Origin of the sequence: Bacillus cereus group sp. Bc010, assembly GCF_027716745.1 — a bacterium.
Classification (GTDB): domain Bacteria; phylum Bacillota; class Bacilli; order Bacillales; family Bacillaceae_G; genus Bacillus_A; species Bacillus_A pacificus.
Map to the genome: position 1 here is coordinate 12,266 of NZ_JAQFUY010000034.1, position 24,430 is coordinate 36,695.

Genomic DNA, 24,430 nt, shown 5'->3' on the forward strand with positions numbered 1-24,430 from the left:
TGTTACGTGAAAGGAGTGAGAAGCGTGTCTGAAAAACTATTAGAAGTGAATAATTTAAAGACTTCTTTTTTCATAGAAAGCGGAGAAGTAGAAGCTGTTCGAGGCGTTACATTTCGCTTAAATAAAGGAGAAGTAGTTGGTATCGTTGGGGAATCTGGAAGCGGGAAGAGTGTAATGGCGAAGTCTGTTATGTCTCTCGTTACGTCACCAGGAAAAGTGAAAGAAGGGGAAATCCTTTTTCATAATGAAAACATCCTTTCTAAATCTGAGAAAGAATTGCGTTCTATTAGAGGAAATCAAATTTCACTTATATCCCAAGATCCAATGTCGGCGCTAAATCCAGTCGTGAAAATTGGAAAGCAAATGACGGAAGTAATTATACGGCATCAAAAAGTAAAAAAGAAAGAAGCAGAGCGAATTGCGATCAACTTGTTAAAACAAGTCGGTCTTTCGTCACCAGAAGAAAGGATAAAACAATATCCGCATGAACTAAGCGGCGGTATGAAGCAGCGGGTTATGATTGCGATGGCGATGTCTTGTAATCCAGACCTTCTCATTGCGGACGAACCGACGACAGCGCTTGATGTAACGATACAAGCACAAATACTAGATTTAATGAAAAACTTAAAAAACGAAACGAACATGGCGTTACTTCTTATTACGCATGACTTAGGAATAGTCGCACAAAACTGTACACGCGTTATCGTTATGTATGGCGGGCTTATTATGGAAGAAGGACCTGTACTTGATATTTTCCAATCACCGAATCATCCGTATACGAAAGGGTTACTAAACTCTTTGCCAAAAATATCGAACGGCGTAAAAGAAAGACTCGCGCCCATTCAAGGTGTAACACCAAACTTATTAAACCCGCCAAAAGGTTGCCCGTTCGCAGAGCGTTGCCCGCATGCGATGGACATTTGTGAAAAAGAACGTCCGCCATATTTTGAAATTGGAAATGAAAGACGCTCTATGTGCTGGTTAAACGATAAGACAGTAGGTGATTCCCATGCATGAAGAAAACTTAATTGAAGTTCGGAACTTAAAAAAGTATTTTCCTATTAAAAAAGGACTATTCGGCAGAAAAACGGAGCAATTAAAAGCGGTGGATGACTTAAGCTTCACAATTAAAAAGGGTGAGACATTCGGGTTAGTAGGAGAATCGGGCTGCGGAAAATCAACGACAGGAAGAAGTATCATTCGTTTACACGACGTTACTTCAGGTAACGTTTTATTCGACGGAAAAGATATCGCAAGTTTAAAAGAAAGTGAACTAAAAGAATATCGAAAACGAATGCAAATCATTTTCCAAGATCCATACGCATCATTAAACCCGTCGATGAATGTATTCCAAATTATTAGTGAGCCAATGAACATTCACGGATCTTATGAAAAAGAAGAACAAAAAGAAATCATCTTAGACCTGCTCAAAAAGGTAGGCTTAAAAGAAGAACACTTATACCGCTACCCGCACGAATTTAGCGGAGGCCAGCGCCAGCGCATCAGCATTGCGCGTGCACTATCTGTAAAACCAGATTTTATTTTATGTGACGAACCAATCTCAGCACTAGATGTCTCAGTCCAAGCACAAGTCGTAAACATGCTGCAAGACATACAAGAAGAAACAGGCGTCACATACTTATTCATCGCATATGACTTATCTATGGTAAGACACATATCAGACCGAATCGGGGTCATGTACTTAGGAAACATAGTAGAAATTGCCGACAGCGAAGACTTATATACAAAACCGGCACATCCATACACACAAGCACTACTCTCATCCATGCCAGAACCAGATCCAACAAACATAGGCAAAGAACGGATCATCCTAGAGGGAGAAGTACCGAGCCCACTAAACTCACCGTCCGGCTGCAAATTCAGAACGCGCTGCAAATTCGCCACTGAAAAATGCGCGCAGGAAGTACCGAAGATGGTAGAGATTGCGAAAGGACATGAGGTGGCTTGTCATTTGTTTTAGAGTGGGGGAAAGCACTGGGGGGACCTGGTGCTTTTTTCTTTTGTAGGGGGCGTGGATGCTGGTGTGGGATTGGTTGGTAGTTTTGGCGCTAGTTTTTGCGAAATTTGTCGGTAAGTCGATATGTTGTGTCGAATCGCCGATATATTCGGAGTTGCGGTCGATATAATTGAATAATCGCTGATATATTTTTGTAAAGAGTGGGATTGGGATTGGTTGTAGATTAATGGTCAGCGACTGTCTATATTTGCATCTCCTATCATATAATTCCCTTTATTTTCTAACTATAATTTTAATGACGAACTTTTTTTGTTGGGAAAGTACGTAAAGTAAGACAGCGTATTAAAAATCATCGTGATGAAGTATATCGTATTGATGTATGTATTGTAGAAGATCCGATGGAAAGAGAAATTTACGAAACATATATGATTAACGAATTTCAAGCAAAGTATAATGTGGATAAAGTATTTTATAAATAACACCAACGTAAAACATGATCTTGGTACTACATCAAAATCATGTTTTTTATATGCAATAAAAACAATTGATTACTCTTAATCATTCGACAAGATGCAACAATTTAAGATTGTATTTTTTGCTATGATAAGTAAGGAATTTACATATCGTGTTATTGGGGGATAAAAAGAGATGTTGAAAAAATTTACTACATGTATTTTAGGTGGCGCTTTAGTATTCAATTTATCTGGTTGCGGCAATACATCCGACAAAACTTCTTCAGAATCTAAAGAAACTAATTCTAAACAAGAAGAAAAGAAAGTGCAAACAACTGATGAGGCGAAAACGAAAGAGAATACAAAGCAGAAAAATACAGAACAAACAAAAGAGAAATCAAAAATAAAAGAAAAAGAGTATACTGTAAACAAGGATTTTCATACACCTAAATTTGATGTAACTGTAAAAAGAGTTGTAGAAAGAGATAAGGTTGGTAAAGAAAGTATAGGATTCCAAAAACCTGAAGATGGACATGTCTTTATTGTTGTAGAAGCAGAAGGGAAAAATATCACAAGCGAACCGATGAAATTAGCCTTTTTACCATCAGTGGATTTAGTGGATGAAAATGATAATGCTTACCAAAGTGATGTGTGGGCAGCTAGTAGTTATGATGTTGAAAAAGGTGAGACATCTAGTATTACTAAGGAATTAAAACCAGGGGAAGTAAAGAGACAAAATAAAGTTTATGTGATTAATAAAGAAAAATTTGATACAGGAAAATGGTATGTAGTTGTTAACAATGAGTATAAGGAACAAATTAAATAGTGTTTATTTATGAAGAGGAGAGGGCTCCTCTTTTTTGTTATAAGTTAACATAGAATTTTATTTTAACATGATATCAGAGAACGTTTATTGAATAGTGAATTAAAATTAAATAAACCGAAGAAAGAGTAATCTTATTTATACTAGAAAAATAGCAAAGGAGAGTAAAAAATGAAAATTTGGGAATTAAAGAGTTCATTTGATGGCTATGAATCCTTTCAATTATTGAATTTAGAAGAAGATTCTAAAAAGTATTTTGAAGGAAAAATTGACTCGGCAGCAAAAGCATCTAATTCATGGGGAGAAATACGTATTAAATGTGTAGAAGAAGGAAATCAAAGTGATTTGCCTCATTTTTGGGGAGAAGTTGGTACACCAATGGTTAGTCGGAAAGCTAAAAAATTCTTAGAGTCTATACTTGGTGATAATGTAGAATTTCTTCCCCTAATTCATGATGTGACGGGAGAAGTGTATTATATAATTAACGTTTTAAATGCAATAGATGCTATTGACTATGAGAAAGCTATACTAAAGAAACTACGTTCTGGCTTAGTAATAGATTTCAAAAAATACGCATTCTTACCTAATATGGTTAAGAACCAAACAATATTTAAAGTTTACTTAAATGAAATATTACATATTCCTTCCGTTTTTGTATCAGATGAATTTAGAAATACAGTGTTAGAAAGTGATTTAAAAGGTTTTGAATTTATAACGGTATGGGATTCAGAAGCAAACATGTAAAAGAAAGTCCTAAAATAATTGATAGGAGTTCGTGATATGGATGCAAAGGTTTTAGAAGTTCTAAGAATGTTAAACAATTATGAGGGAAATGAAAAAGAAATTTTTGAATTGATTCAAGCTGAAGTAATGGTGAAATTTATATGTGGAAAAATCTGATTTTAGAAATTGAAAAAATAGAGAAAAGTTTTAATGATAAACTGAATACACCAGCAACAGATAGTGAGGTTCAGAAATTAAGAGAACGCATGAAAGAGAGTTTTAATGTTGACCTGCCGAGTGAATATGAGGAGTTTCTTAAAAATGTAAATGGATTAGATTTTAACGGGCTAGTATTTTATGGAGTTGACTCTTATTTGTTAGATACAGAAAGGGACGAATCAATTTGCGGGCTTATAGAAACCAATGATATTTGGTATGAAAATGAATTTCAAAAAGAGTATCTTTTCTTTGGCGATTCAAATATTGCGTGGTTTTGTAAAAGCTTATCAGACGGTACTTATTTAGAACTTGATAAACCATCAGGTACGGTAATGAACACATATAATGATTTTAATACAATGCTTGAGGAAGCGTTAAAAATAACCCTTCTTTAATAGAAATAGAGAACCTGGTGGGTACCATCATGAGAGTATGATGGGAGGCGGAAAAATAAAACCTGGAACTGAGTCACTACCTAATCGTTTTGGTGTATATATTGCTGAAATCGAAGTTAATGGGGTTCTAAAGGAATCACCATCGACCTTTTTCCAAAAACATTGGGATAGAACTAAAGTAATGGAAGCCATTCATGAGGCTTTTAATAATAAAAGACATCGACATGGCAATGTATATTCTGGTAAGACTTCTGAGGGAATGGAAATTAGGTTTGTTCTTATTAATGATAAAATTATAACTGTTTATCCAAAGTACTAAAGATGGTGAGGTACCAAAAATGAAATATGATTATAAAATAACAAAATATGAAGATGTAGATTCTTTAAAAATAGAATTACCTAAAGAAATAGAAATTGTAGCCACATTTTTAGAAGATGATATCCAAGGAATTCCTATTAAATGGTGGTTACAACAAATCGATGAAGTATTAAACAATATAAAAGAATATAATGAATTTCAAGGTAATCTATGTGCAGTTCAAGTGAAAAAAGAAGAAACTCTACTAGTCGATTTATATTCTAATTATGATCCTAATATATGTAAAATAGAAACAACTGAACTTAGAGATTTAATTGAGATATGGGGACAAGCAAAAAAATGTATAAAAATAACAATTAAATAATTAATTTTTATAAAAACGTTTAAATTAAGACCCTTCTTAAGTGTGGGCTAGATAGCTCACGCCTTTTATTTTGGGTGACTATAACATTTATTTTTTAAATTTATAATCATGTTATTTATTACGGACAAACTTTAGAGGATGGAAAAACGGTAAAAGTAAAAAGCCTACATATGCGGATGATAGTATAAGACCTTCTCAATTTAAAATAGCTTATGAGATTAATGGAGAAATTAAAAAAGTTAGGATAAAAAATCAATCTGGAGGATAAGTATGGAAACTGAAAAAATGGAAATAGTTTATCAAGAAATAGGTACAAAAATAGATGAAATTATACCAGGGGAATGGAACGAAATTTATCTATATGCTGAATTATTAGAGGATTCAACAGAAGCGTACTTCTTCTTTACTACTCCTAAAAAAGATGGTTTTATTTATTCGAATAATATTCCAAAAGTATATGATGTAGATGAAGAGATTTATGATGACTTATTATTCGAACTATATGATGCATTAGAAAAATTACGTGAAGAATTTAAGGGAAATGAACAAGAATTATGGACAAACTTAACATTAATTCTACATGATTCAGGAAAATTCAAAATAGAATATGATTATACAGATGTGTTATCCCCTGAACATAATCCTACAGAAAGGGAGATAATATGGAAATACAAATATTTTGGTATTACTCCCGATAATGAAATTGATAAAAAGTTTTTAGATAATTATCTTAAAAATATAGAAGATAAATAAAAATATTGATAATTGTATTATGTTATCCTCTATGAATTATCATTCATAGAGGATTTTTTATTAAATTCAATAGTTAAAAATGAATAATTCGCATACTTAATTATGAGAGGGAGTAGATAGGAACAGAATATAGTCCCGTTCGGAACAATGACGTTTGAGGGTTTACTTCATATCTTTGACCTCTTTATTTTCAATGTCTTGAATGTATACTTTTGTTGTGTATTTTGGGGATATTAGGGGAATTGGTGGGGAGTCAACTTTTACCTTCAAATTAGAAATACACTTATTAGACACTCTAAGTAATAAATTTTTTCCACTTTAATGAGGAGGGAGAATTTTTGGTTTGTAAAATAACAATAGAACTACGTGTTTTTTCGTCATACAAAAACCTCTACATATAAGTAGAGGTTTTTAAATTATATCTTAATGAATTATGCTTTTTTAGATAAAGCAAATCGAGTTCAGATAAACGAAGAACATAGAATACATAATTTTAACTAGATTTATTATTAACTAAACTATCCCCACCACCAAGCTCCGCCTCAATCTGCGAAGTCTTCGATGACTCATCCATACGCCAATACGTAATAAAGCTGATTGCGATACATCCAGCTACGTAGAAGTAGAATAGTGATTCCATACCGATACTCTTTAGCCATAGTGCGATGAACTCGGCGGTTCCACCGAATATTGCAACGGTTAATGCATATGGTAAACCTACGCCTAGTGCGCGGATTTCAGTTGGGAAGAGTTCTGCTTTTACAATTGCGTTAATCGAAGTGTAGCCGGTAACGATAATGAGACCGACCATCATAAGTAAGAATGCTACGATTGGTTCTGTCGTTTTTTCCATGAAGAAGAAGATCGGTGCTGTTAGTAACGTTCCGAGAATACCGAAAGCCATTAATAGTGGGCGGCGTCCAATTTTATCAGATAGTAGCCCCGCAATCGGTTGAAGTACGACGAAAATAAGTAGTGCGACAAAGTTAATCCAGCTTACAACTTCTTTCGGAAGGTCGACTGTGTTTACCATGAATTTTTGTAAATATGTTGTGTACGTATAGAAAGCGACAGTGCCTCCTAAAGTTAGGCCGACTACTGTTAATACTGCTTTCGGGTGTTTCATAAGAGCGCGAACGGTTCCTGCGCTTTCGCGTTTTTGTGATTTTATGTTTGCGAATTGCTCCGATTCATCCATCGTACGACGAAGCCATAATACAGCTACTGCACCCATCGCTCCAATAATGAATGGAATACGCCATCCCCAAGCTTTCATATCTGGTTCGCTTAGCAATTGCTGAAGAACAATTTGAACGCCTAACGCAACCATTTGTCCAGCAACGAGCGTTACATATTGGAAACTTGAATAAAAGCCTCGGCGACCACTACTAGCCATTTCAGATAAATACGTTGCGGAAGTTCCGTACTCTCCGCCAAGTGATAATCCTTGCAGTAAACGAGCAAGAACTAAAATAATAGGCGCCATAATACCGATGCTTTCGTAACTAGGGGTACAGGCGATAATTAAGGAACCACCGGCCATAACCGTAATGGAAAGCGTTAATGCTGCTCGGCGTCCGTGCCGATCTGCATAGCGTCCCATTAATAAACTTCCGATAGGGCGCATTAAAAATCCAACTGCGAAAATAGCTGCTGTGTTCAGTAACTGACTCGTTGGATCTCCTTTAGGAAAGAACTCTGCTGAAAAATAAACAGCAAAAGCAGAGTAAACGTACCAGTCGTACCATTCAATTAAATTGCCGACAGAACCTTTAAAGATATTGCCGGCGACTCGATTAGATTTTGCTTTAGCCATAATCATTCCTCCTCTTGCTTATAAATAAAATGATAATTATGAAAGCGTGTTCATTGTAGTTGAATTGTACTTTCTTCGTTACGAAATCTCAATATTATGACAATTTTATTCTTTTTGTACTTTATGTACATGGATATTTTAATAGTTGCTTCATTTTCAGTTTTGTCATAATAATAGAAAAAGGAGATTGATAGTTTTGAATATTTTATCAAAGGATATGAAGCATGAAGAAATCACGCAAAGTGTCATTACAAACGAAAATAGTAAGCTTAATTATCGCGTTAATTTTATTTGTCGTTCTCCTATTAGCGGGAATATTTGTGTACATTCAGTCCGTTGATACGAAGCGCCAAGTAGAACAGTTAGCACTGCAAACAGCGAAGTCGCTTTCTTTTATGCCAGCTATAAAAGAAGCTTTTCAAAATAATGAGCATAAAAGTACGATCCAATCCATTGCGGAACAAGTTCGTGAGCAAGCTGGTGCCGATACTGTCATTATAGAAGATCGCTTTGGGGTTATGTACTCCCATTCTAATTCGGAGTTAATTGGCACAAAGAGTAACAATCCATATAACTATGAAGCACTCACTTTTGGTGGCTATTATACGCTTGAAGGAAATGGTACAAGTGGTCCAGCTTTAATGGCGAAAGCACCTATTATTGTTCATAACGGAGACTATGATCAAGTAGTAGGCGTTGTGACAGTAGAGTTTTTAATAAAAGGCATTGAATCTAACATATTGAGTAGAACGAAAGAAATTATCCTCTTCTCCTTAGCGGTGTTATTAGCCGGCATTGTAGGTGGCATCCTTTTAGCGCGTAGCATTCGTAAGGATACACTCGGTTTAGAGCCGAATGAAATAGCAGCGTTATACCGAGAACGAAGCGCGATACTACTATCTATAAAAGAAGGAATTATCGCCATTGATCAAAATGGTTTTATAACGATGATGAATACGTCGGCAGAAGAAATGCTACATGTAAATGGTGATTATATGCAGCAACACATTTCAAAAGTTTTACCAGAATTTCATATGGAGAGAGTACTAGAAAACGATCAAGAAATCGCATTTCAAGATAAAGTGTTTATTTTAAACATGACGCCAATACTCGAAAATAACAGTACGGTAGGCGTTGTATGTAGTTTTAGAGATAAAACAGAACTGCAAAACTTAGTGAATACGATATCTGAGGTAAGAAAGTATTCCGAGGACTTACGCGCTCAAACACATGAATTTACAAATAAGCTTTTCGTCTTATCAGGATTACTTCAGTTAGGGCACTACAAAGAAGCGATTGAATTTATTCAACAAGAATCTAACATTCATCAAAGCCAAAACCATATTTTATTTCATCAAATTCATGATGCGAAAGTACAAGCCATTTTATTAGGGAAAATCGGAACAGCGTCTGAGAAGAAAATTGATTTTCATATTGAAGGAGATAGTGCGCTTCATCCGCTACCAGACCATATAAAAGTTTCGCACCTTATTACGATTCTTGGAAACATAATCGACAATGCGTTTGATGCGGTGAGTGGGCAAGAGGAGAAGAATGTTTCCTTCTTTGTTACGGATATTGGACATGACATTGTGTTTGAAGTGATAGATAGCGGGATAGGGATACCAGAAGAAAAAATTACGACCATTTTTCAAAAGGGATTTTCAACGAAAGGAAATGATCGTGGTTACGGGCTAGCGAACGTAAAAGAAATGGTAGATGTACTAGAGGGAACAATTGAGATTCAAAATGAGAAAAATGGGGGAGCTATTTTTACAATTTACCTTCCGAAAACATTGAGAGAAAGTATATGACAAACAGGGGGATGGGCATATGTTGAAGGTTGCAATTGCAGAAGATGATTTCCGCGTCGCGCAAATTCAGGAAGAGTTTTTATTAAAAATAAAGGATATAAAAGTGATTGGAAAAGCATTAAACGCAAAAGAAACGATGGAACTACTACAAAGGGAAGAAATCGATTTACTTCTATTAGATAATTACTTACCAGATGGAATCGGTACGGACTTATTGCCGAAAATCCATGCCGATTTTCCAAACGTTGACGTCATTATGGTAACAGCGGCAAATGAAAACCATATGCTGGAAAAAGCAATTCGAAACGGCGTAAGCAACTACCTTATAAAACCGGTTACGTTAGAAAAATTTGTTCGCACAATTGAAGACTATAAAAGAAAGAAACAACTATTACATAGTAACAATGAAGTAAATCAAGCACTCATCGATAACTTCTTCGGCATTTCACAAACACAAGACATAAAAAACTTACCGACAGGTGTTGATCCGTTAACACTGCAAAAAGTGAAAGGAATTATAAAAGGATTCGAAGAGGGCATTACAATAGAAGAAATGGGTGAACAAATGGGTGCCTCCCGAACAACCGCAAGAAGATATTTAGAATACTTAGTAGCGACAAACGAATGTACAGTAGAGTACACATATGGCATTATCGGGCGACCAGAACGAAAATATCGAATAGGACGAGGACTATGAAAAAACGATTATTACTATGTATATGGATTATGGCAGGAGTAATAGCTGGTTGTTCCTCGGAAAAATCCCATACGAATAAAGTGAACATCGACAAAGTAGAAATCGTTGCGCCAAACGTTCAAGGAGCAGGATGGGACTTAACAGCGCGAGCGATGCAAAAAACGCTGATGGAAGAAAAAATCTTCACAAAACCAATCACAGTCACAAACAAAGTAGGTGGCAGCGGTGATGTTGGATGGAAATATACGAAACAAAAAGGCGGTCACGTACTGGCGATTAACTCAAGCTTACTCATAACGAACAACTTACTAGGCCACAGTAAACTAACATATAAAGACTTCACACCGATCGCAACATTAGCGTCGGATTGGGAAGTTGTGGTCGTATCAAAAGAATCAAACATTGAAAACGCAAACGAACTAATGGAACAACTAAAACAAGACAAGAAAAACTTCAAACTCGGCGTTGCCCCCGGCCTAGGAAACGACGATCACCTATCCTTCGTACAAGTAAGCAAAGCATTCGGCATAAACCCAGCTGAACTACAATTCTTCGTCTACGAAAACAAAGAAAAAATCATAAACGCCCTAATGAACAAACAAATAAGCGCCGCAACTATGACCCTATCCGAAGCCGAAAAACAATACAAAGCCGGCAAAATAAAAATACTAGCCGTATCCGCACCAAAACGGCTAGACCGACTACCAGAAATCCCAACTTGGAAAGAACAAGGAATCAACGTTATCTTCCAACACTGGAAAGGAATCATGGGCCCGAAAGATATGACGGAGGAAGAGGTTGCTTATTGGGATGGTGTTATTAAGAGGATGGTTGAGAGTGATAGTTGGAAGGGGATTTTGAGGGAGCGGGGTTGGGAGGATTTTTATAAGGGAAGTGGGGAGAGTAGGGGGTTTTTGGAGGAGAGTAGTGGGTGGTATGGTGGGATGATTGGTGGGAATTATGACTTTAGTAATAAGCTAGAAATAAAGTGACAATTAGTCACTTTATTTTTGAAAATTAGAAAAATAATTTTAATTACCGCAAATACTGCCACAATTAATGTTATGATTTAGTTATTGTATAGTAAATTTATCTAATTTTAGTTTGTTTCTGTACAAAATGTATTGAATGGGAGGGAGATAGTATTGCAAACAAGAGAAATAAAAGAAATGATTTATTTTATTGCAAAGGGGCTGGAGCAATGGGAGAAGAAGGGATGGACAGAAATTCCTGAGACATTGCATAAAGGGCATTTACTATTTATGAAAAATACATTGCAGTCTAATATGCCTCCGAATAATATTTTTGATTTAATCAAGGTACTTCACAAACCTGTTGAAAAATGGGGAATGGCTGGAATAGAAAAGTTACTCCCGGGTGATTCCACCTTTTTAGTTGAAGGGTTTGGTCTGTCTATTGATATAGAGGATTTTCTTGAAGAATATAAATTTCCAGCAGAATTTGATCAATCTGTAATGAAGGAGATATTAAATTATTGTAGGGACAATAGTTTAGATGAGGAATATAGAAAAATTCGTTCTATTATAGCGAGTCCGGATAATGCAGTTTTAACATATGTGCGACTGCGTAAAATATTATTTTCAATTAAAGATAACGTGTTACATCAGCTGTTTGAAAGTTGTTATGAACAGGTTCCGCATAACATAGATAATTATAAAAAATGCCCTCATTGTGGATGGACTGTATCATTTGTAAAAGGAAGTTGGAGATGTAATAAGGAACAAATATGTGGCCACTTTCAATCGTTTGAGCGTTTAGAATCGTATAAATTTTCGGAGGGTGAATCGGTGTATAGAGTTCGACCGGGAATACAAAGATATGTGTTATTAACCGGAATGATAGAAGAGAAAATATGTAAACGTTTAAAACAGTATGATGCAGTATTATATCCGAACGTTGACGAGTTTGATATAAGGATTAATGTAAATGATACGTTAATAGATTTAGATGTAAAAGATTACAGATCGCCAAGAATGCTTGCGAATGCTTTTAATAATAAGAATTCAGGTTATTTGGAGAAGTATCATAAAAATGCTTATGTTATTATTCCAAATTATCGATTGAAAATGAATCCTAACTATAAAGAATTAGTATGTTCTTCTTTAAGCAAAGAATCCAGTGTCTATATACAAATTATGACGGAGCGTGAACTGTTTAAGTGTTTAAAGGAGGAGACCTTATGCAGCACAAATTAATATATGATCTTCAAAAATAGTTTGAAGAATTCAATGTAGAAAAAGAAGAAGCGCTTCAAATTATCAAAACGGAACTCCTTATATACGGTGGGAAAACAGCAGATCATCAAGTGCCTATTGAGGAAGCATGGGCATTATTAGTTGGTTATAATGAACCAGTATTAGAAAAGTATACAGATAAGTCTATTGTTATGAATTTAAGGTTGTTACTAGCTGAGTTTTCTAATGAAAGAATATGGAGAGACAATCTTGCATCTTATTTGCAAATAGAAAAGAAATACCGTTTATTTCATGAAGAGAATGGAGAAATCATACAAGTAATCCCTCAGATAGTAACTTATAGAACGAAGGTATATGCAAAATTAATACTTGATGTATTAGAGCAAGAAGAGAAAGATTATGAATTCGCTGTGGAGGGAGATTTTTCATATTCCCGGACGGTGGAAACCATGTTACACAAATACACAGGTTCAATTCCAAAAATTAAAGTGAAATATCCTATGTTGCCGAAGTATCGTGAAAAAATTAAGTGCTCCTCAGATTTGAATACTAATTGGGTAAATGCAGCTACTGAGATGGAGCTGATATCAAAAAAATCCTATGTAGACCGTGCTAAAAGGATTAAGTTTCAAAGTCTCCACGTATATCAGCAAAATACGTTTGATTATCATGAAACGCAGCATATTGCAGGTGGATTAGCAGCTGGAAAATCAACTTGGATGATGTTAGAAACCTATCATCAAGTGAAAGAAAAAGGGGCCAAAGTTGGTTTTATTGAAAATAGCGTTTTTCAAGTTCTAGATCGTGTACAGGAATTACGTGATCTTGGTATTAAGGCGGTTCCTATTATTGGAAAAGGAAGTCGGGCAAATCATGAAAAACGTTTTTTAGAAAGTTATGTAGATCCCTCTAAAGACGTGTCGCAGTTCTTAACACAGACGTTTCATTCGTTAGCTTCTATCTCGGATTCATGTACATTAAAAGCTTTAGCTAATGATTTTGAACGTAATAATTATTATCCATGTAAGTCTATAAAGCAAGGTGATAAAACGGTTTTATGTCCTTTAGCTAATACATGTGGTGTATATAAGGAGTGGACAGAGCTAATAGATGCCGATGTATGGGTAGCAACAACTGCAAGTTTAATAACTTCTAGTATTCCTGCGGTTATAGATCCCCTTGAAAGAACAATTTATGAAGCAATGTATGATTTATTAGATATTATTTTTGTGGATGAAGCAGATGCAGTTCAAAAGCAGTTCGATGAGCAATTTACGGTTGAAATCGATGCTTTTGGTAATAATAATTCTTTTTTTGAAAAATCACTTTATGCAATGAGTAATAACATTACAGGAAGATATACTGAGTTTGCTAATGATAAGCTTATTCAGCGTTGGCAACTCAATTCCAGGGAGTTAGAGAAAGCTGTTTGGTCATTATATGCAAAATTAAGTCACACACCAAAAATACGGAATTCTTTGAAAAATAAACTGTTATTTCCTAATAAGCTAGCGTATGAATTATCTAAAAAAGTTACAAAAGATGAAGAGGAACAAAGAAAAATTGAAAAACAGTTAAGGAAATTTGCTGTAGATCCAAGGAAAACCGTTCAAATAAAGCGTAAGTTGGATCAGTTACTTGCGAAAGAACCGAATAAAAATCAAATTTTACAAGAAGTAGCTAAGCTCTTTAAAATGGATAATCAAATTACACGTGATGCGGTAGACTTACTAGAATTTTATTTATACTTTTCATACTTAGACTATAATATTAAGTTTCTACTTTCTTATTATCCTGCTGTGCAAAGTAGATTAGGAATTGGATATGATGTATCACCTCTTTTGACAAAAGCAAAACAGTATAAGCCCTTTTTACTTGATGCTATGACTGGAAAGTTGTTTGGATATAGATATGAACAAACTGAAGATGATAAGTTTGGTAATTTTAAAATCCTTGAATATTCAGGGATTGGAAGAAAGTTCTTATATGACTGGTCTAATATGTATGAAATAGCCTTTAAGAAAAAGGGTCCAGCGGTTGTTTTACTTTCTGGTACAAGCTTAGCGCCAGGGTCAGACCATTATGATATAGCAATGAAACCTAAATGGTTAATTCAATCGGAATTGCCTCCTTCTAAAATTAAACAGTCATACGTACCAACTTTTGATGAAAAAGATGGAGAACTTCTATGTATTTCAGGAAAACGTGAACAGAAGAGGGCTGAAAATTTAAGTAAACTTACAGCATCTTTAGAAGATAGGTTGTTAGTTGAGTTGAAAACATTACAAGTAGAAAACAGGCGGATTTTACTTGTAGTTAATTCATATGAGGATGCTAAAACTGTTGCGAATACATTAGAAATGATTCCGAGATTATCAAAACAATATCGTGTATTAACACGGGAAAATGATAAATTAAAAAATGCCTTTCCTAGGAGTCAAATTGAAATGTTTAGGAAAGAAGAACAGAAAATACTAATTGTGCCGTTAATGTCTGTCGGACGTGGTTTTAATATTTTAGATGGAGGTACAGGTGCTTTATTTGGCTCGGTATTCTTTCTTGTAAGGCCTTATCCGGTACCAAATGATTTTAATTATATGATTCAAGTTTTACATGCAGCATTTCCAGTCTTTATGAATCAGATTGAAAGTAGAGGTCTTCATTACGGTAAGGCTATAAAGCAGTTACGTAAACTTAGTATGGGGCGTTTTGAGTCAATGTATAAACGAGCAGATTTTTGGGCGGTGTTAACTTCGAAAGAAAGAGAAGTTTTATCTTGGTTTATCTTTATTCCAGTTTGGCAAATGATAGGTAGATTATTACGTGGTGGGAAGAATGCTCGTGTATATTACTGTGATGGGAGCTTCCATAATAAAAACCCTAATGTACCATCTTTACTGGAATTTTGGAGAATGAAGATGCAAAAATACAAAGATGATGAGATTTTTATGGCTTTATATGGGCCTTTTGTTACAAGTATAGAGAATATGTGGAAAGTAGAGGATTGATTTATAATGAAGCAACTTCAATTGTTAGCGTTTAAGGATGTAGTATCTGTCTTAGAAAAAGAAAACGTCTTTTATACATATTGGCCTGAGGATTGGATTAACTTACTCAGAAAGCCTGCAGAACAATGGAAATTAAAAAAGAAGTTAGAAGGATTGACGGAGAGATTGTTCGTTATGTTCTCTGACATTTTATTTATTCAAAACGATGCACAAGCATTAATGGGAAAAAGACCTTGGATTGTGACGAAACGTCCTTTACATCAAGAGCAATTTGAATACGTATGTAAGGCCTGGCTTAAAGTCCTTGATGAGAATAATGAAATGCCTATGTTAATAGATAGTGAAATGAAATGGCATAATGGTAGTGTTAAGGACGTATTTGAAGGAGATGATAATGCACATTTCAAATGGGTTCCAGCTATAGTTACGGATAAAATATGCGAGGAACCACTTCATTTATCTGTGTCGCCAGAAATAGCGAGTGATGTTACATTCTATAGAATTCAATCCGGGAAAGTCTTTGAAGCGATATCAGAGCCTATTAGAAAAAATAATAGACAAGATTATTTTTCTTACGTATATCGATTTGAGGCCATTACACGCGGAGTTGAAAATAAACCTTTATTAAAAGTATCATTTGGAATTAGACGTTACTATCAAAAAGGAACGAAATTAGTAAATTTAATTCGTAATAGGCAAAATGTCACGGTGTATGTCTCTATTCCGAATCCGTTTATGAATGAGGAAAAAAGAACCTTTGCAAAATTGAAGATAGAACAAGGGAAATCAGGGGTGAAATGGGAGCAGAATTCGTTTAAGTTACTAGATGATTTAATCTTAGGAGATTTGCCAGAATTAAACGAGGTGATGAAGGATCCGAAATCATATATTGAGGGAGCAGATAAGCAAATATTATGTGTGTACAATGAAAGTACATTTTCAATTGTGGGAACAAAAGTACAACGAGGGATCGGATTGCCTGAAAAAGAGGAATTATTAAATGTGTTTATGAATAAATTTCCGAATTTTGAAATTATGAATCCTGGTAAAGAAGTGAAAACTTCATTTAACGATCACATTTTACCTTTATATGCTCCTAGTAGGGTAGAAGAGCTACAACTCGAGATATGTTCTCACCATATGGTAGATAAAGTGAAAGAGGTTTTAGTAAAAAAAGAATTGGCAGTAAAAACAGAGGATGATAATTGTTTTGTATTAAAGACAGAGCCTGAAGTGACCTTGAAAATAGTAGCAAAATCACCGGAAGGAATTGTACAGGATTTAGACTATGATCAGTATAAAGAAAAAGCAGCTGCTAGGCATATACAAACTTTAGTACGTAATATCGAGAGGTGTGAACAGAACACTTTATCGTTAATAGAAATAGATGCATATGAAAATAAAAAAATTGACCCGAAGCATGCGATACGTGAAGGCTTAGCACGCACAGGAAGAATTACGCAGTTTATTCATCCGCTAGAGTATGATGCAGGGGATGAAAGAATATTTAATTCACTATTAGATCTATTGGCTGATAAAGGGTTTCGAAGACGAAATTGGAATAAGTTTCATTACAAAGGAACGATTGTAAGCCTGTCATTAATGAGGATAAAAAGGGGAAGAGGGACGGAATTTTTACCTGTTCTCACAAAAATTCAAGGGGAAAAGCTTGAATATAAATTGTATGGTGATGATAAGTGGAGATCACTAGATGATAGTGTTTTAAATGTATACAATCATAAAAAATTCTTGCAATACAAAGAAAACGAGAAACTAAAACCATTCATTGTAAATGAGTTATTACATATTTTAAATAGAACAGACGAGCAAGTTTGCTTCATTGCAGAAGCTACTTTAAGATATGGATGGATTCCGGAATTAGCCAACCCAAAAATGAAGTTGGAGGAAATAACGCAATTTGATGACATGCTTGCTACATTCCAGAACCTTCGTGTAATTCGAATCAATCAGACAAGTGATGTACCACAGTACTTTATTCATGAAAAAGACAGCTATATTAATAAAAAATCGGGCTTATATCGAGATGAAACAGGTATATATTATAGCGTTGGCTTACGTCCTTCCACAATGAAAGGTGTTGCCAATACCGCTAAAAAAATTGATGCACCTAAAAAAATGATATTCCAACAACGAGCCGTTGAGATTATTGTTTCAGGAGCGGAAGAGGATGAAAGAGACGAGCTAGCATGCATGGTGGATTACTTGCGACGTATGGTAGTTACATTTGAAAAGCATACGCAATTACCGCTGCCTATGCATATGGTAAGGTCTATTAAAAAATATATTGCGCAAGATGATGTATATATACAACAAGATGATTGGGAAGATGATATAATTTTGGAAGAAGATGGACAGCTTGCCGTTGTATTTTAATATTGTATACATAATGCGAGGGTGTTTATCAATATGAATAATTCAAAGAAAGTTGGCATGAATTTTATGCCAACTTTTTTATAGAGAAGGAAGAGATTGATGAGTAAGATAAGTAAGGCCCTCCGTATGATTGAATTGCTACATGCAAGGGGGAAAATGAAAAGTAGTGAACTAGCATACGAATTAAAAATAGATGCAAGAACGGTTCGTGATTATAAAAAGGACATTGCAGATGCAAATATTGATATTAAAAGTGAACGTGGGAGATATGGCGGGTACTATATTTCTAATACATCCCTATTTCCGATTAAGAACTTATCTCCAAAGGAATTAACTGCGTTAACATTTTCAGTTGAGCAATTGGTTGCTAAGGGAAATCCTATCTATTCGAATGATGCACAAGTAGCTCTCGATAAATTAAAAGCCCTGAGGAAAATTGAAGCGGATAAAGCACGTTATATTCATTTTGTTCAGCGATCTAGACCAAATTATGAGTTTTGGGGAGAAAATAGGAAATATTTAAAGCTGCAAGAGGCTTTTAGTAGAGGGAATAAGGTAAGAATTAAATATGAAGATAGCCATGGTAAAAAATCAGAACGCACTATTGAGCCGTATGGATTTGTACATTATAACGAATTTTTTTATTGTATAGCTTTCTGTAATGATAAACATGACATACGTAAGTTCAAATTAGTGCGAATTAAGGATATTCAAGTATTGTTTGATAGATATACGATCCCGGAAAATTTTGATTTGGAAGGGATATGTCCAAAGTTAGGTATAGTAAATGAAACGTTTGGAGTAGAATTAATTATTTATCCGCCATTTGCTAATTCTGTACCGGAGTCGATTTGGGGAGAAGAGCAGAAAATAGAACAAAATTCAGATGGTAGTATCAATTTCAAAGCAATAATGAGTGGGAAAAGTTCGGTTAAGAAATGGATTCTGGGTATGGGTGGTTCTGTGAAGGTTATTAAGCCTGAGGGAATGAGGGATGAGATTGTTGAGGAGGGGCGGAGGATGTTGGGGTTGTATGAAAACCTTTAATCCTGAAGAATAGGTAGAGTTTGTTGAAAGGTGAACAAACTAAGTTTTTTGATTGGAGCCTTTTTTTATTAAAGTTGAAAAATGTCAAACATAAATAGGGAAAAGGAGTGAAATTAAATTATGTATGGAGGAATGTCAGGGAATACATTTATGAAAAAGGAAGGATATTCCTCTGAAATCATATGAATCATGATTATTCTACAAAGTATGATTATGATAAACTAAAAACAAAACCGGAGTTTTATGCCTGTTTTGTTTTTAGTCCTTTACTAAAGGGTTAATCCTGAAATATAAATATCAATAGGTTTAATAATAGGGTTTTCTTTACAAGGGTTACTAGTAATCCCTTGTAATTTATTTATCCACTCATCTTCCACGTTTGTAGTAGTTGTAATTTTAAGTTCCCATAGATTTTCAATGGAATTTCGTAATTCATGGTTTTCTTCTGCTGCTATATTATTCAGTATTTTCTTTATATCATTAGAATAATGGAAGAGTTTTGCGTAAATTTGAGAAATTAGATATACATTAATTTGGTTTTCTTTTTTTATAGAGAGATGTTCCCGTCCCCCGGCTGTATAAGCATCTCTTAGGGAAGGATTATAGACGTTATATTTAGATAACCAGTGAATTGTCACAGAATCATATGTACTCGTTAAAATTTCTTCAGGAAATAGAATGAAAGATTCTAAAATCATTCTTCTTTGCTGCACAGAATCTAATTGATTAAATGCAGTTAATTTAACAGGGATTGCTTCATCTGCATCGGCAGTATGATTTATCCACCAAACTTTTTGACCAGGTTTTAAAGTTTCTACAAAATATTGTTGAATATAATCTGTTTTTTTTTCTTTGCTAGAAGATTTAAATTCACTATAGTTTGTGTTTATGATTTTAAAAACATTTTTTTCACAGTCCATATTGATCATGAAACGGGGCGAATGAGTAACTTTAATTTCCTCTAAAACATCATCATATAGTCGTACCTTTGTTTCAATACGTTCTGTTTCTGTATTTTTTTGCCCAAATAAAACGTATACGCATTCGACGCTATCTATTTGGGTGCCTTCGAATATACTGTTCCCCATCGATTGCCAGTTTCTTTTTTCAGAGTATTTTACTTCAACTCCATACTCCTTCAAGGAAGTCTTATCCTTAATTATAACGTCCGGAAATGTTTGGGCACCCGTTTGATAAGAAGAATGATTAGGAAAAGAGCTTTCAATTACTTTCGTAATAAGCATAGAAACTTTTTCTTCAAATAAAACCCCCTTATTCCCCTTTTTGGAAGTTATTTCAGTGTAAAGATCTTTATTGTTATTTATTAATTGTGAAACTTCTGTCAGTATAGTTGTTATCATGGGTAGCTCCTTTGTATACCATTAGATCATTTAATGAAATAGATCTATTACTTAATTGATTAATAGTATTTAATATGTTTATAAGTGTGTGTATTTCTATTCTTTTAGTTTGTCCTTTGCACATATCATTGATTGTATTTGGCCGAACGCAAGCTAACTTTGCGAAACGTGATTGTGATATATTAAATTCTTCAAGTATCTTGTGTAAGTGAAATTCAATCATCTTATAATCTCCTTGACTTATAACTCCTGTAGTTATAAAATTTATATACTAATTAAGAGGATTTTTAAGTGTGGTTTAAATAGATTATAGATGTTTTTGTTAAAGAATGGAAGGTGTTAAACTTGGAAAAAAAGTATAAAGTAATATCTTTATTTTCTGGATGTGGGGGATTGGACCTTGGCTTTTTAGGTAACTTTGAAATTTTCGGGAAACATTTTGAAAGTAATAATTTTGATGTTATTTGGGCAAATGATATTTATAAGCAAGCTGCTGAGACATATCGGCATAATATTGGTAACCATATAGTAATTGGAGATATCACCGAGATTAAGGATGAAGAAATACCAAAAGATGCAGATATTGTTCTAGGGGGGTTTCCTTGTCAAGATTTTAGCGTAGCAGGAAAACGCCAAGGTATTACAGTACAACGTGGACAACTATATTTGCAATTAAAGCGTGTTATTGATCATGTTAAGCCAAAAGTTTTTGTTGCTGAAAACGTGGAAGGTTTAGTGAATTTAGAAAATGGGTTAATATTACAGACTATAAAGAATGACTTCGAGGAAAGCGGATATAAGGTGTCACATCATTTATTAAATGCAGCTGATTATGGAGTTCCTCAAACAAGAAAACGTGTATTTATTGTAGGGGTTAGGGAGGAATTAGACGTTGAGTTCTATCCACCTGTTCCAACGCATGAAGGTAGATGGATGACGTCCCAAGAAGCGATTGGAGATTTATGGGGAAGAGAAGATGATGAGACTTTATTTAATCATAATCAACGTTCTAATGCTAAATTCTATCCGGGGCGACGGATGCAAGGGAATAATCGTATTAAAAAAGACGAGCCGTCTTGTACAATTAGGGCAGAACATCATGGGAATATTGAAGCACATTACCAATCGTCGAATTCAGAGAATCCAGAGGATATGTCTGGATGGAGAAGGCTAACGGTACGTGAATGTGCTAGAATACAAACATTCCCAGATAACTTTGAACTTTTAGGACCAGGAACGCATACTTACAAGATGGTTGGTAACGCAGTACCACCTGTTTTGGGGTGGAATATTGCCCAAGCCGTTTACCATGTTTTAGAAAGAGTTGAAATGAGAAAAATCAAGGAATGTGTATAAATAATTATGATATGATCTTCTCTAGTGAACAGTAAAAAGTACTTTGTTTTACTATTAATTGACTAAAAAAGTGGATCATGGATCAAAACACCTAAACTACCTGTACTCTACATTCTTTTGGAGACGGGTAGTTTTATTTTTCTTGGATTCGCAATTGTAGTAATGAATGTGTCCTAGTACAATTCTTAGCACGGTTGGATTGAATGATTTTTATGTTTTGTGAATATTAATCCGCAATTTTTACGAGACTAAAGAATATTTCCATTACAGGATTATGATAATAGTTACTTCTTTAGGATATGTTTTTGAAAATTTTGTTAGCAAAAAATTAAAGTTTATTGATCACGGTTAAGGATGAAATCTTTTATAATTTGCTCTCTTATTACTCCTTTTTATGTATTCATGCCCAACGAAAGTGTTTGGGATACGCTTCATCTGTAAATAACCTTTCTTTTTTGGTTGATGCTTCAAATTGAAGTTCCAAAAGATGAGAAGATACGATTGGTTCAGTGCTACTTGATAGGCTTTTTTCTTGCGAAATATTTACGAGGGTACATAAAACTGTTTCATAATAATGTAGTACTTGAAGGAGATTTTGATTTTAAAGTTATATTGGATCCTCATACATTAAGAGGAGAGATTATTGAGAAACGTGGCGGTAGGCTATTAGCAGGTTATGCTTGGGGGTGGACTAAAAATACTAAGGGAAAAGAATTGGCACATGATGTTGTAATTAAGGAACAAAATTTTACTATACTATGGAATGATCCAAATCGAATTGATTGTGCACATACTGTGCAAGGCTTAGAAATGGATTATGCTGGTTCCATAATTGGTAATGATTTAGGATATGACAAAGGAGGTAGCACTCTGATTATTAGAAGAGATGAATTTAAAGATAAAGGTGCAAAACCAGCTAAACCGAAGAAAGGTCAAATTGATCCGCTAATTACTCTTGTTAAAAATACATATAAAACTCTAATGGCACGTGGAATGAAAGGGGGTAATGTGTATTATTGTGATAAAGAGTTAGAAAGGTTTTTAATAGATTAATGCTTATTTCATCAGTACTCCCAGGGGATATAGCACACAAAATCGTGGTTTTTTATTCATTAGAATATTGAATTGTATAATAGAAAAAAAGTCCCATGTGAATAATATTATGAAGTTGGTTAGAAAAGAAAGTTAAAGATATGGTAGTGAAAATTAGGTTTTATTGAAATATCTATAAGACCTAATTTTATTTAGGATTCATTGTATTGAATCGTAATATATCTAAGTGAGTGTGGTTTTTTACGGATATATAATTGCAACTAAAAAGAACGAGTTATTTTAGCATAACTCGTTCTTTTTTAGAAGATTTCGTCGTTTCCTTCAACTACAAAAATTTTATTTTTAAGAATTTCATATTTAAAGAGAGTATCGAATTCTTCTTTAAAATAGTCAGGGACGCCATTTGAAGGGATATAAATTATAAAACTTTGATTTTTATAATTTTCATGTTGTACAGTCTGTAAGAGAATTAGATCTAATTTATACCTTCTACTTCTGAAAAAATCCCAGCGATTTATATAAATTATTATACTAGCACATTTATCACAAATATTTAAATATGTATCTGGATTTGTGATGAAATTATAATTTATTGAACTTATTTGAACTTCGCATTCTTCAGAAATATTAATAAAACTTTGCTCTTTTGGGAATATCGAATAGATATTTTTTTCGTTTTTTCTGTTATAAGTAATCTTAAAGTCAGGATGTTTCACAATAAATTCTTTAAATGTTTGTGTTCCACCATGGCTATTAAGTGGGAAATCCCCAGTAAATTCAATTGCCTTATTTAAAAAGTTAAACTCTATACCATCTTCAGAAATTATTAATTTACTATGATTATAGCTTAAACTAAAATTATGAGCCTCTCCATGCGTAATGGCATTCATATATAATTCATTAACTAAGGCATTAAAATCTATCAATTGTTCAGTTTTTATCATACTTATATTTGATAGCGTTCTATAAATTTGTTCTGATGCATTATCATGTGAGAAAATCTCTAAAGTTTGTGGTGAATATAGAGGAATCTTAAGCCAATCATATCTTAAATCCAAGTACTTGTAATCTAACTTCCAACTTATATCACTGTTACTGTATGCTTTAAAATTAATATTTTTACTTTTACATTTCTCTTTACACTCATTTAATTTTTCTGGGTTAGGCTCGAAACTCAAGAATAGTACAACCCATTTAGTTGAAAAATCAATTTTATCTAAAAAGTCTATCGCTTTTTCAGTATCTTTTATTAATTTACTATTATCGCTATCAGTGGTAACTTCAACAGCATATGCTTCATTGGGTGTATTAAAATATATATCTGGTTGTCCAGGTCTAGTTTTACCAGTGCCTTCAACAGCACCATAATCTGTTAGAAATTCAATATTTCTATAGTCGTTTCTCAAGAAGGATTCTGCAAACTGTTGAAATTGACCACCATTCATTGCTCTTAATTTTAGTTGTGTTAAATTAATATCATTCATCTGGGCAATCACGACTTTCTATATAGTATCTTTTTAATTATAAGATTGAAGTTGCTCTATTACTAGTTAAATTAAACTTCGTTTAGCAAGGTCGCAGGGAACTGTATTATAAGTAAGTGCGGAATTAGAAGAAAGTCAGTTCTTACGCCACCTTGGGT

At 34.1% G+C, this 24,430-nt stretch carries 20 protein-coding genes and 2 pseudogenes; 18 read left to right on the forward strand and 4 right to left on the reverse strand.

The genetic code is table 11. From position 1 onward, the window contains the following. Positions 1–24 precede the first annotated feature (24 nt). The 9 genes and pseudogenes from PDQ68_RS24065 (at position 25) to PDQ68_RS24105 (ending at position 6,026) form a co-directional block, all read left to right on the forward strand. Positions 25–1,017, forward strand: a complete 993-nt coding sequence (locus PDQ68_RS24065) for an ABC transporter ATP-binding protein (RefSeq protein WP_016716610.1) — start codon at positions 25–27, stop codon at positions 1,015–1,017. Next, a complete protein-coding gene (locus tag PDQ68_RS24070) occupies positions 1,010–1,981 on the forward strand; it encodes an ABC transporter ATP-binding protein (RefSeq protein ID WP_061182628.1) in 972 nt (323 codons plus the stop codon). Before PDQ68_RS24065 ends, PDQ68_RS24070 begins: the two co-directional genes overlap by 8 nt. Positions 1,982–2,251: 270 nt before the next feature. Further along, a pseudogene (locus PDQ68_RS24075) lies at positions 2,252–2,457 on the forward strand (GIY-YIG nuclease family protein); the annotation flags it as partial. Between the two features lie 169 nt (positions 2,458–2,626). Next, entirely contained in the window at positions 2,627–3,256 is a 630-nt protein-coding gene (locus PDQ68_RS24080; protein WP_227585356.1) for a hypothetical protein, read from the forward strand. A gap of 168 nt (positions 3,257–3,424) precedes the next feature. Continuing rightward, positions 3,425–3,997 carry an imm11 family protein gene (locus PDQ68_RS24085; RefSeq protein ID WP_270709964.1) on the forward strand — a complete coding sequence of 191 codons (573 nt, stop codon included), beginning with the start codon at positions 3,425–3,427 and terminating at the stop codon, positions 3,995–3,997. 140 nt (positions 3,998–4,137) lie between these two features. Next, the gene (locus tag PDQ68_RS24090) at positions 4,138–4,590 is read left to right on the forward strand and encodes a YrhA family protein (RefSeq protein ID WP_270694578.1); all 453 of its coding nucleotides are present in this window, start codon (positions 4,138–4,140) and stop codon (positions 4,588–4,590) included. Between the two features lie 13 nt (positions 4,591–4,603). Continuing rightward, positions 4,604–4,909 (forward strand): annotated as a pseudogene (locus tag PDQ68_RS24095) (EndoU domain-containing protein); the annotation flags it as partial. A gap of 19 nt (positions 4,910–4,928) precedes the next feature. Beyond that, a complete protein-coding gene (locus tag PDQ68_RS24100; RefSeq protein ID WP_227585360.1) occupies positions 4,929–5,273 on the forward strand; it encodes a hypothetical protein in 345 nt (114 codons plus the stop codon). Positions 5,274–5,543: 270 nt separating this feature from the next. Further along, a complete protein-coding gene (locus PDQ68_RS24105; RefSeq protein WP_270787011.1) occupies positions 5,544–6,026 on the forward strand; it encodes an antitoxin YezG family protein in 483 nt (160 codons plus the stop codon). A 493-nt stretch (positions 6,027–6,519) separates the two neighbouring features. Here the strand turns inward: PDQ68_RS24105 and PDQ68_RS24110 are convergent, their stop codons facing one another. Beyond that, the gene (locus PDQ68_RS24110; RefSeq protein WP_270787012.1) at positions 6,520–7,842 is read right to left on the reverse strand and encodes an MFS transporter; all 1,323 of its coding nucleotides are present in this window, start codon (positions 7,840–7,842) and stop codon (positions 6,520–6,522) included. A gap of 224 nt (positions 7,843–8,066) precedes the next feature. Between PDQ68_RS24110 and PDQ68_RS24115 the strand changes: the two genes are divergently transcribed. From PDQ68_RS24115 to PDQ68_RS24145, 7 genes are all read left to right on the forward strand, one after another. Then, on the forward strand, positions 8,067–9,656 hold the full coding sequence (locus tag PDQ68_RS24115; RefSeq protein WP_270787013.1) for an ATP-binding protein: 1,590 nt from the start codon (positions 8,067–8,069) through the stop codon (positions 9,654–9,656). Positions 9,657–9,675: 19 nt separating this feature from the next. After that, complete coding sequence (locus PDQ68_RS24120; RefSeq protein ID WP_049113193.1) at positions 9,676–10,353, forward strand: response regulator; 678 nt, start codon at positions 9,676–9,678, stop codon at positions 10,351–10,353. Further along, positions 10,350–11,345 (forward strand): tripartite tricarboxylate transporter substrate binding protein, encoded by a 996-nt coding sequence (locus PDQ68_RS24125; protein WP_270787014.1) that lies wholly within the window; start codon positions 10,350–10,352, stop codon positions 11,343–11,345. Before PDQ68_RS24120 ends, PDQ68_RS24125 begins: the two co-directional genes overlap by 4 nt. A 153-nt stretch (positions 11,346–11,498) precedes the next feature. Continuing rightward, positions 11,499–12,569, forward strand: a complete 1,071-nt coding sequence (locus PDQ68_RS24130; protein ID WP_270787015.1) for a restriction endonuclease-related protein — start codon at positions 11,499–11,501, stop codon at positions 12,567–12,569. A 59-nt stretch (positions 12,570–12,628) separates the two neighbouring features. Beyond that, positions 12,629–15,577 (forward strand): pPIWI_RE_Z domain-containing protein, encoded by a 2,949-nt coding sequence (locus tag PDQ68_RS24135; RefSeq protein WP_472926915.1) that lies wholly within the window; start codon positions 12,629–12,631, stop codon positions 15,575–15,577. Between the two features lie 6 nt (positions 15,578–15,583). Then, positions 15,584–17,971 (forward strand): pPIWI_RE module domain-containing protein, encoded by a 2,388-nt coding sequence (locus tag PDQ68_RS24140; RefSeq protein WP_270787016.1) that lies wholly within the window; start codon positions 15,584–15,586, stop codon positions 17,969–17,971. 99 nt (positions 17,972–18,070) lie between these two features. After that, positions 18,071–19,018, forward strand: coding sequence for a helix-turn-helix transcriptional regulator (locus PDQ68_RS24145; RefSeq protein WP_270787017.1), 948 nt, complete (start codon positions 18,071–18,073; stop codon positions 19,016–19,018). 269 nt (positions 19,019–19,287) lie between these two features. Here PDQ68_RS24145 and PDQ68_RS24150 read toward each other — a convergent pair whose 3' ends face one another. Both PDQ68_RS24150 and PDQ68_RS24155 read right to left on the reverse strand, forming a co-directional pair. Continuing rightward, positions 19,288–20,379 carry a hypothetical protein gene (locus PDQ68_RS24150; protein ID WP_270787018.1) on the reverse strand — a complete coding sequence of 364 codons (1,092 nt, stop codon included), beginning with the start codon at positions 20,377–20,379 and terminating at the stop codon, positions 19,288–19,290. After that, the gene (locus PDQ68_RS24155) at positions 20,336–20,602 is read right to left on the reverse strand and encodes a helix-turn-helix domain-containing protein (protein WP_270787019.1); all 267 of its coding nucleotides are present in this window, start codon (positions 20,600–20,602) and stop codon (positions 20,336–20,338) included. The genes PDQ68_RS24150 and PDQ68_RS24155 overlap by 44 nt, the downstream gene beginning before the upstream one ends. 122 nt (positions 20,603–20,724) lie before the next feature. On the opposite strand from PDQ68_RS24155, the gene PDQ68_RS24160 reads away from it, so the two are divergent. Further along, on the forward strand, positions 20,725–21,735 hold the full coding sequence (locus tag PDQ68_RS24160; RefSeq protein WP_270787020.1) for a DNA cytosine methyltransferase: 1,011 nt from the start codon (positions 20,725–20,727) through the stop codon (positions 21,733–21,735). A 462-nt stretch (positions 21,736–22,197) separates the two neighbouring features. After that, complete coding sequence (locus tag PDQ68_RS24165) at positions 22,198–22,788, forward strand: DNA/RNA helicase domain-containing protein (RefSeq protein ID WP_270787021.1); 591 nt, start codon at positions 22,198–22,200, stop codon at positions 22,786–22,788. 299 nt (positions 22,789–23,087) lie between these two features. Here PDQ68_RS24165 and PDQ68_RS24170 read toward each other — a convergent pair whose 3' ends face one another. Continuing rightward, positions 23,088–24,272 carry a hypothetical protein gene (locus PDQ68_RS24170; RefSeq protein ID WP_270787023.1) on the reverse strand — a complete coding sequence of 395 codons (1,185 nt, stop codon included), beginning with the start codon at positions 24,270–24,272 and terminating at the stop codon, positions 23,088–23,090. Positions 24,273–24,430: the final 158 nt, after the last annotated feature.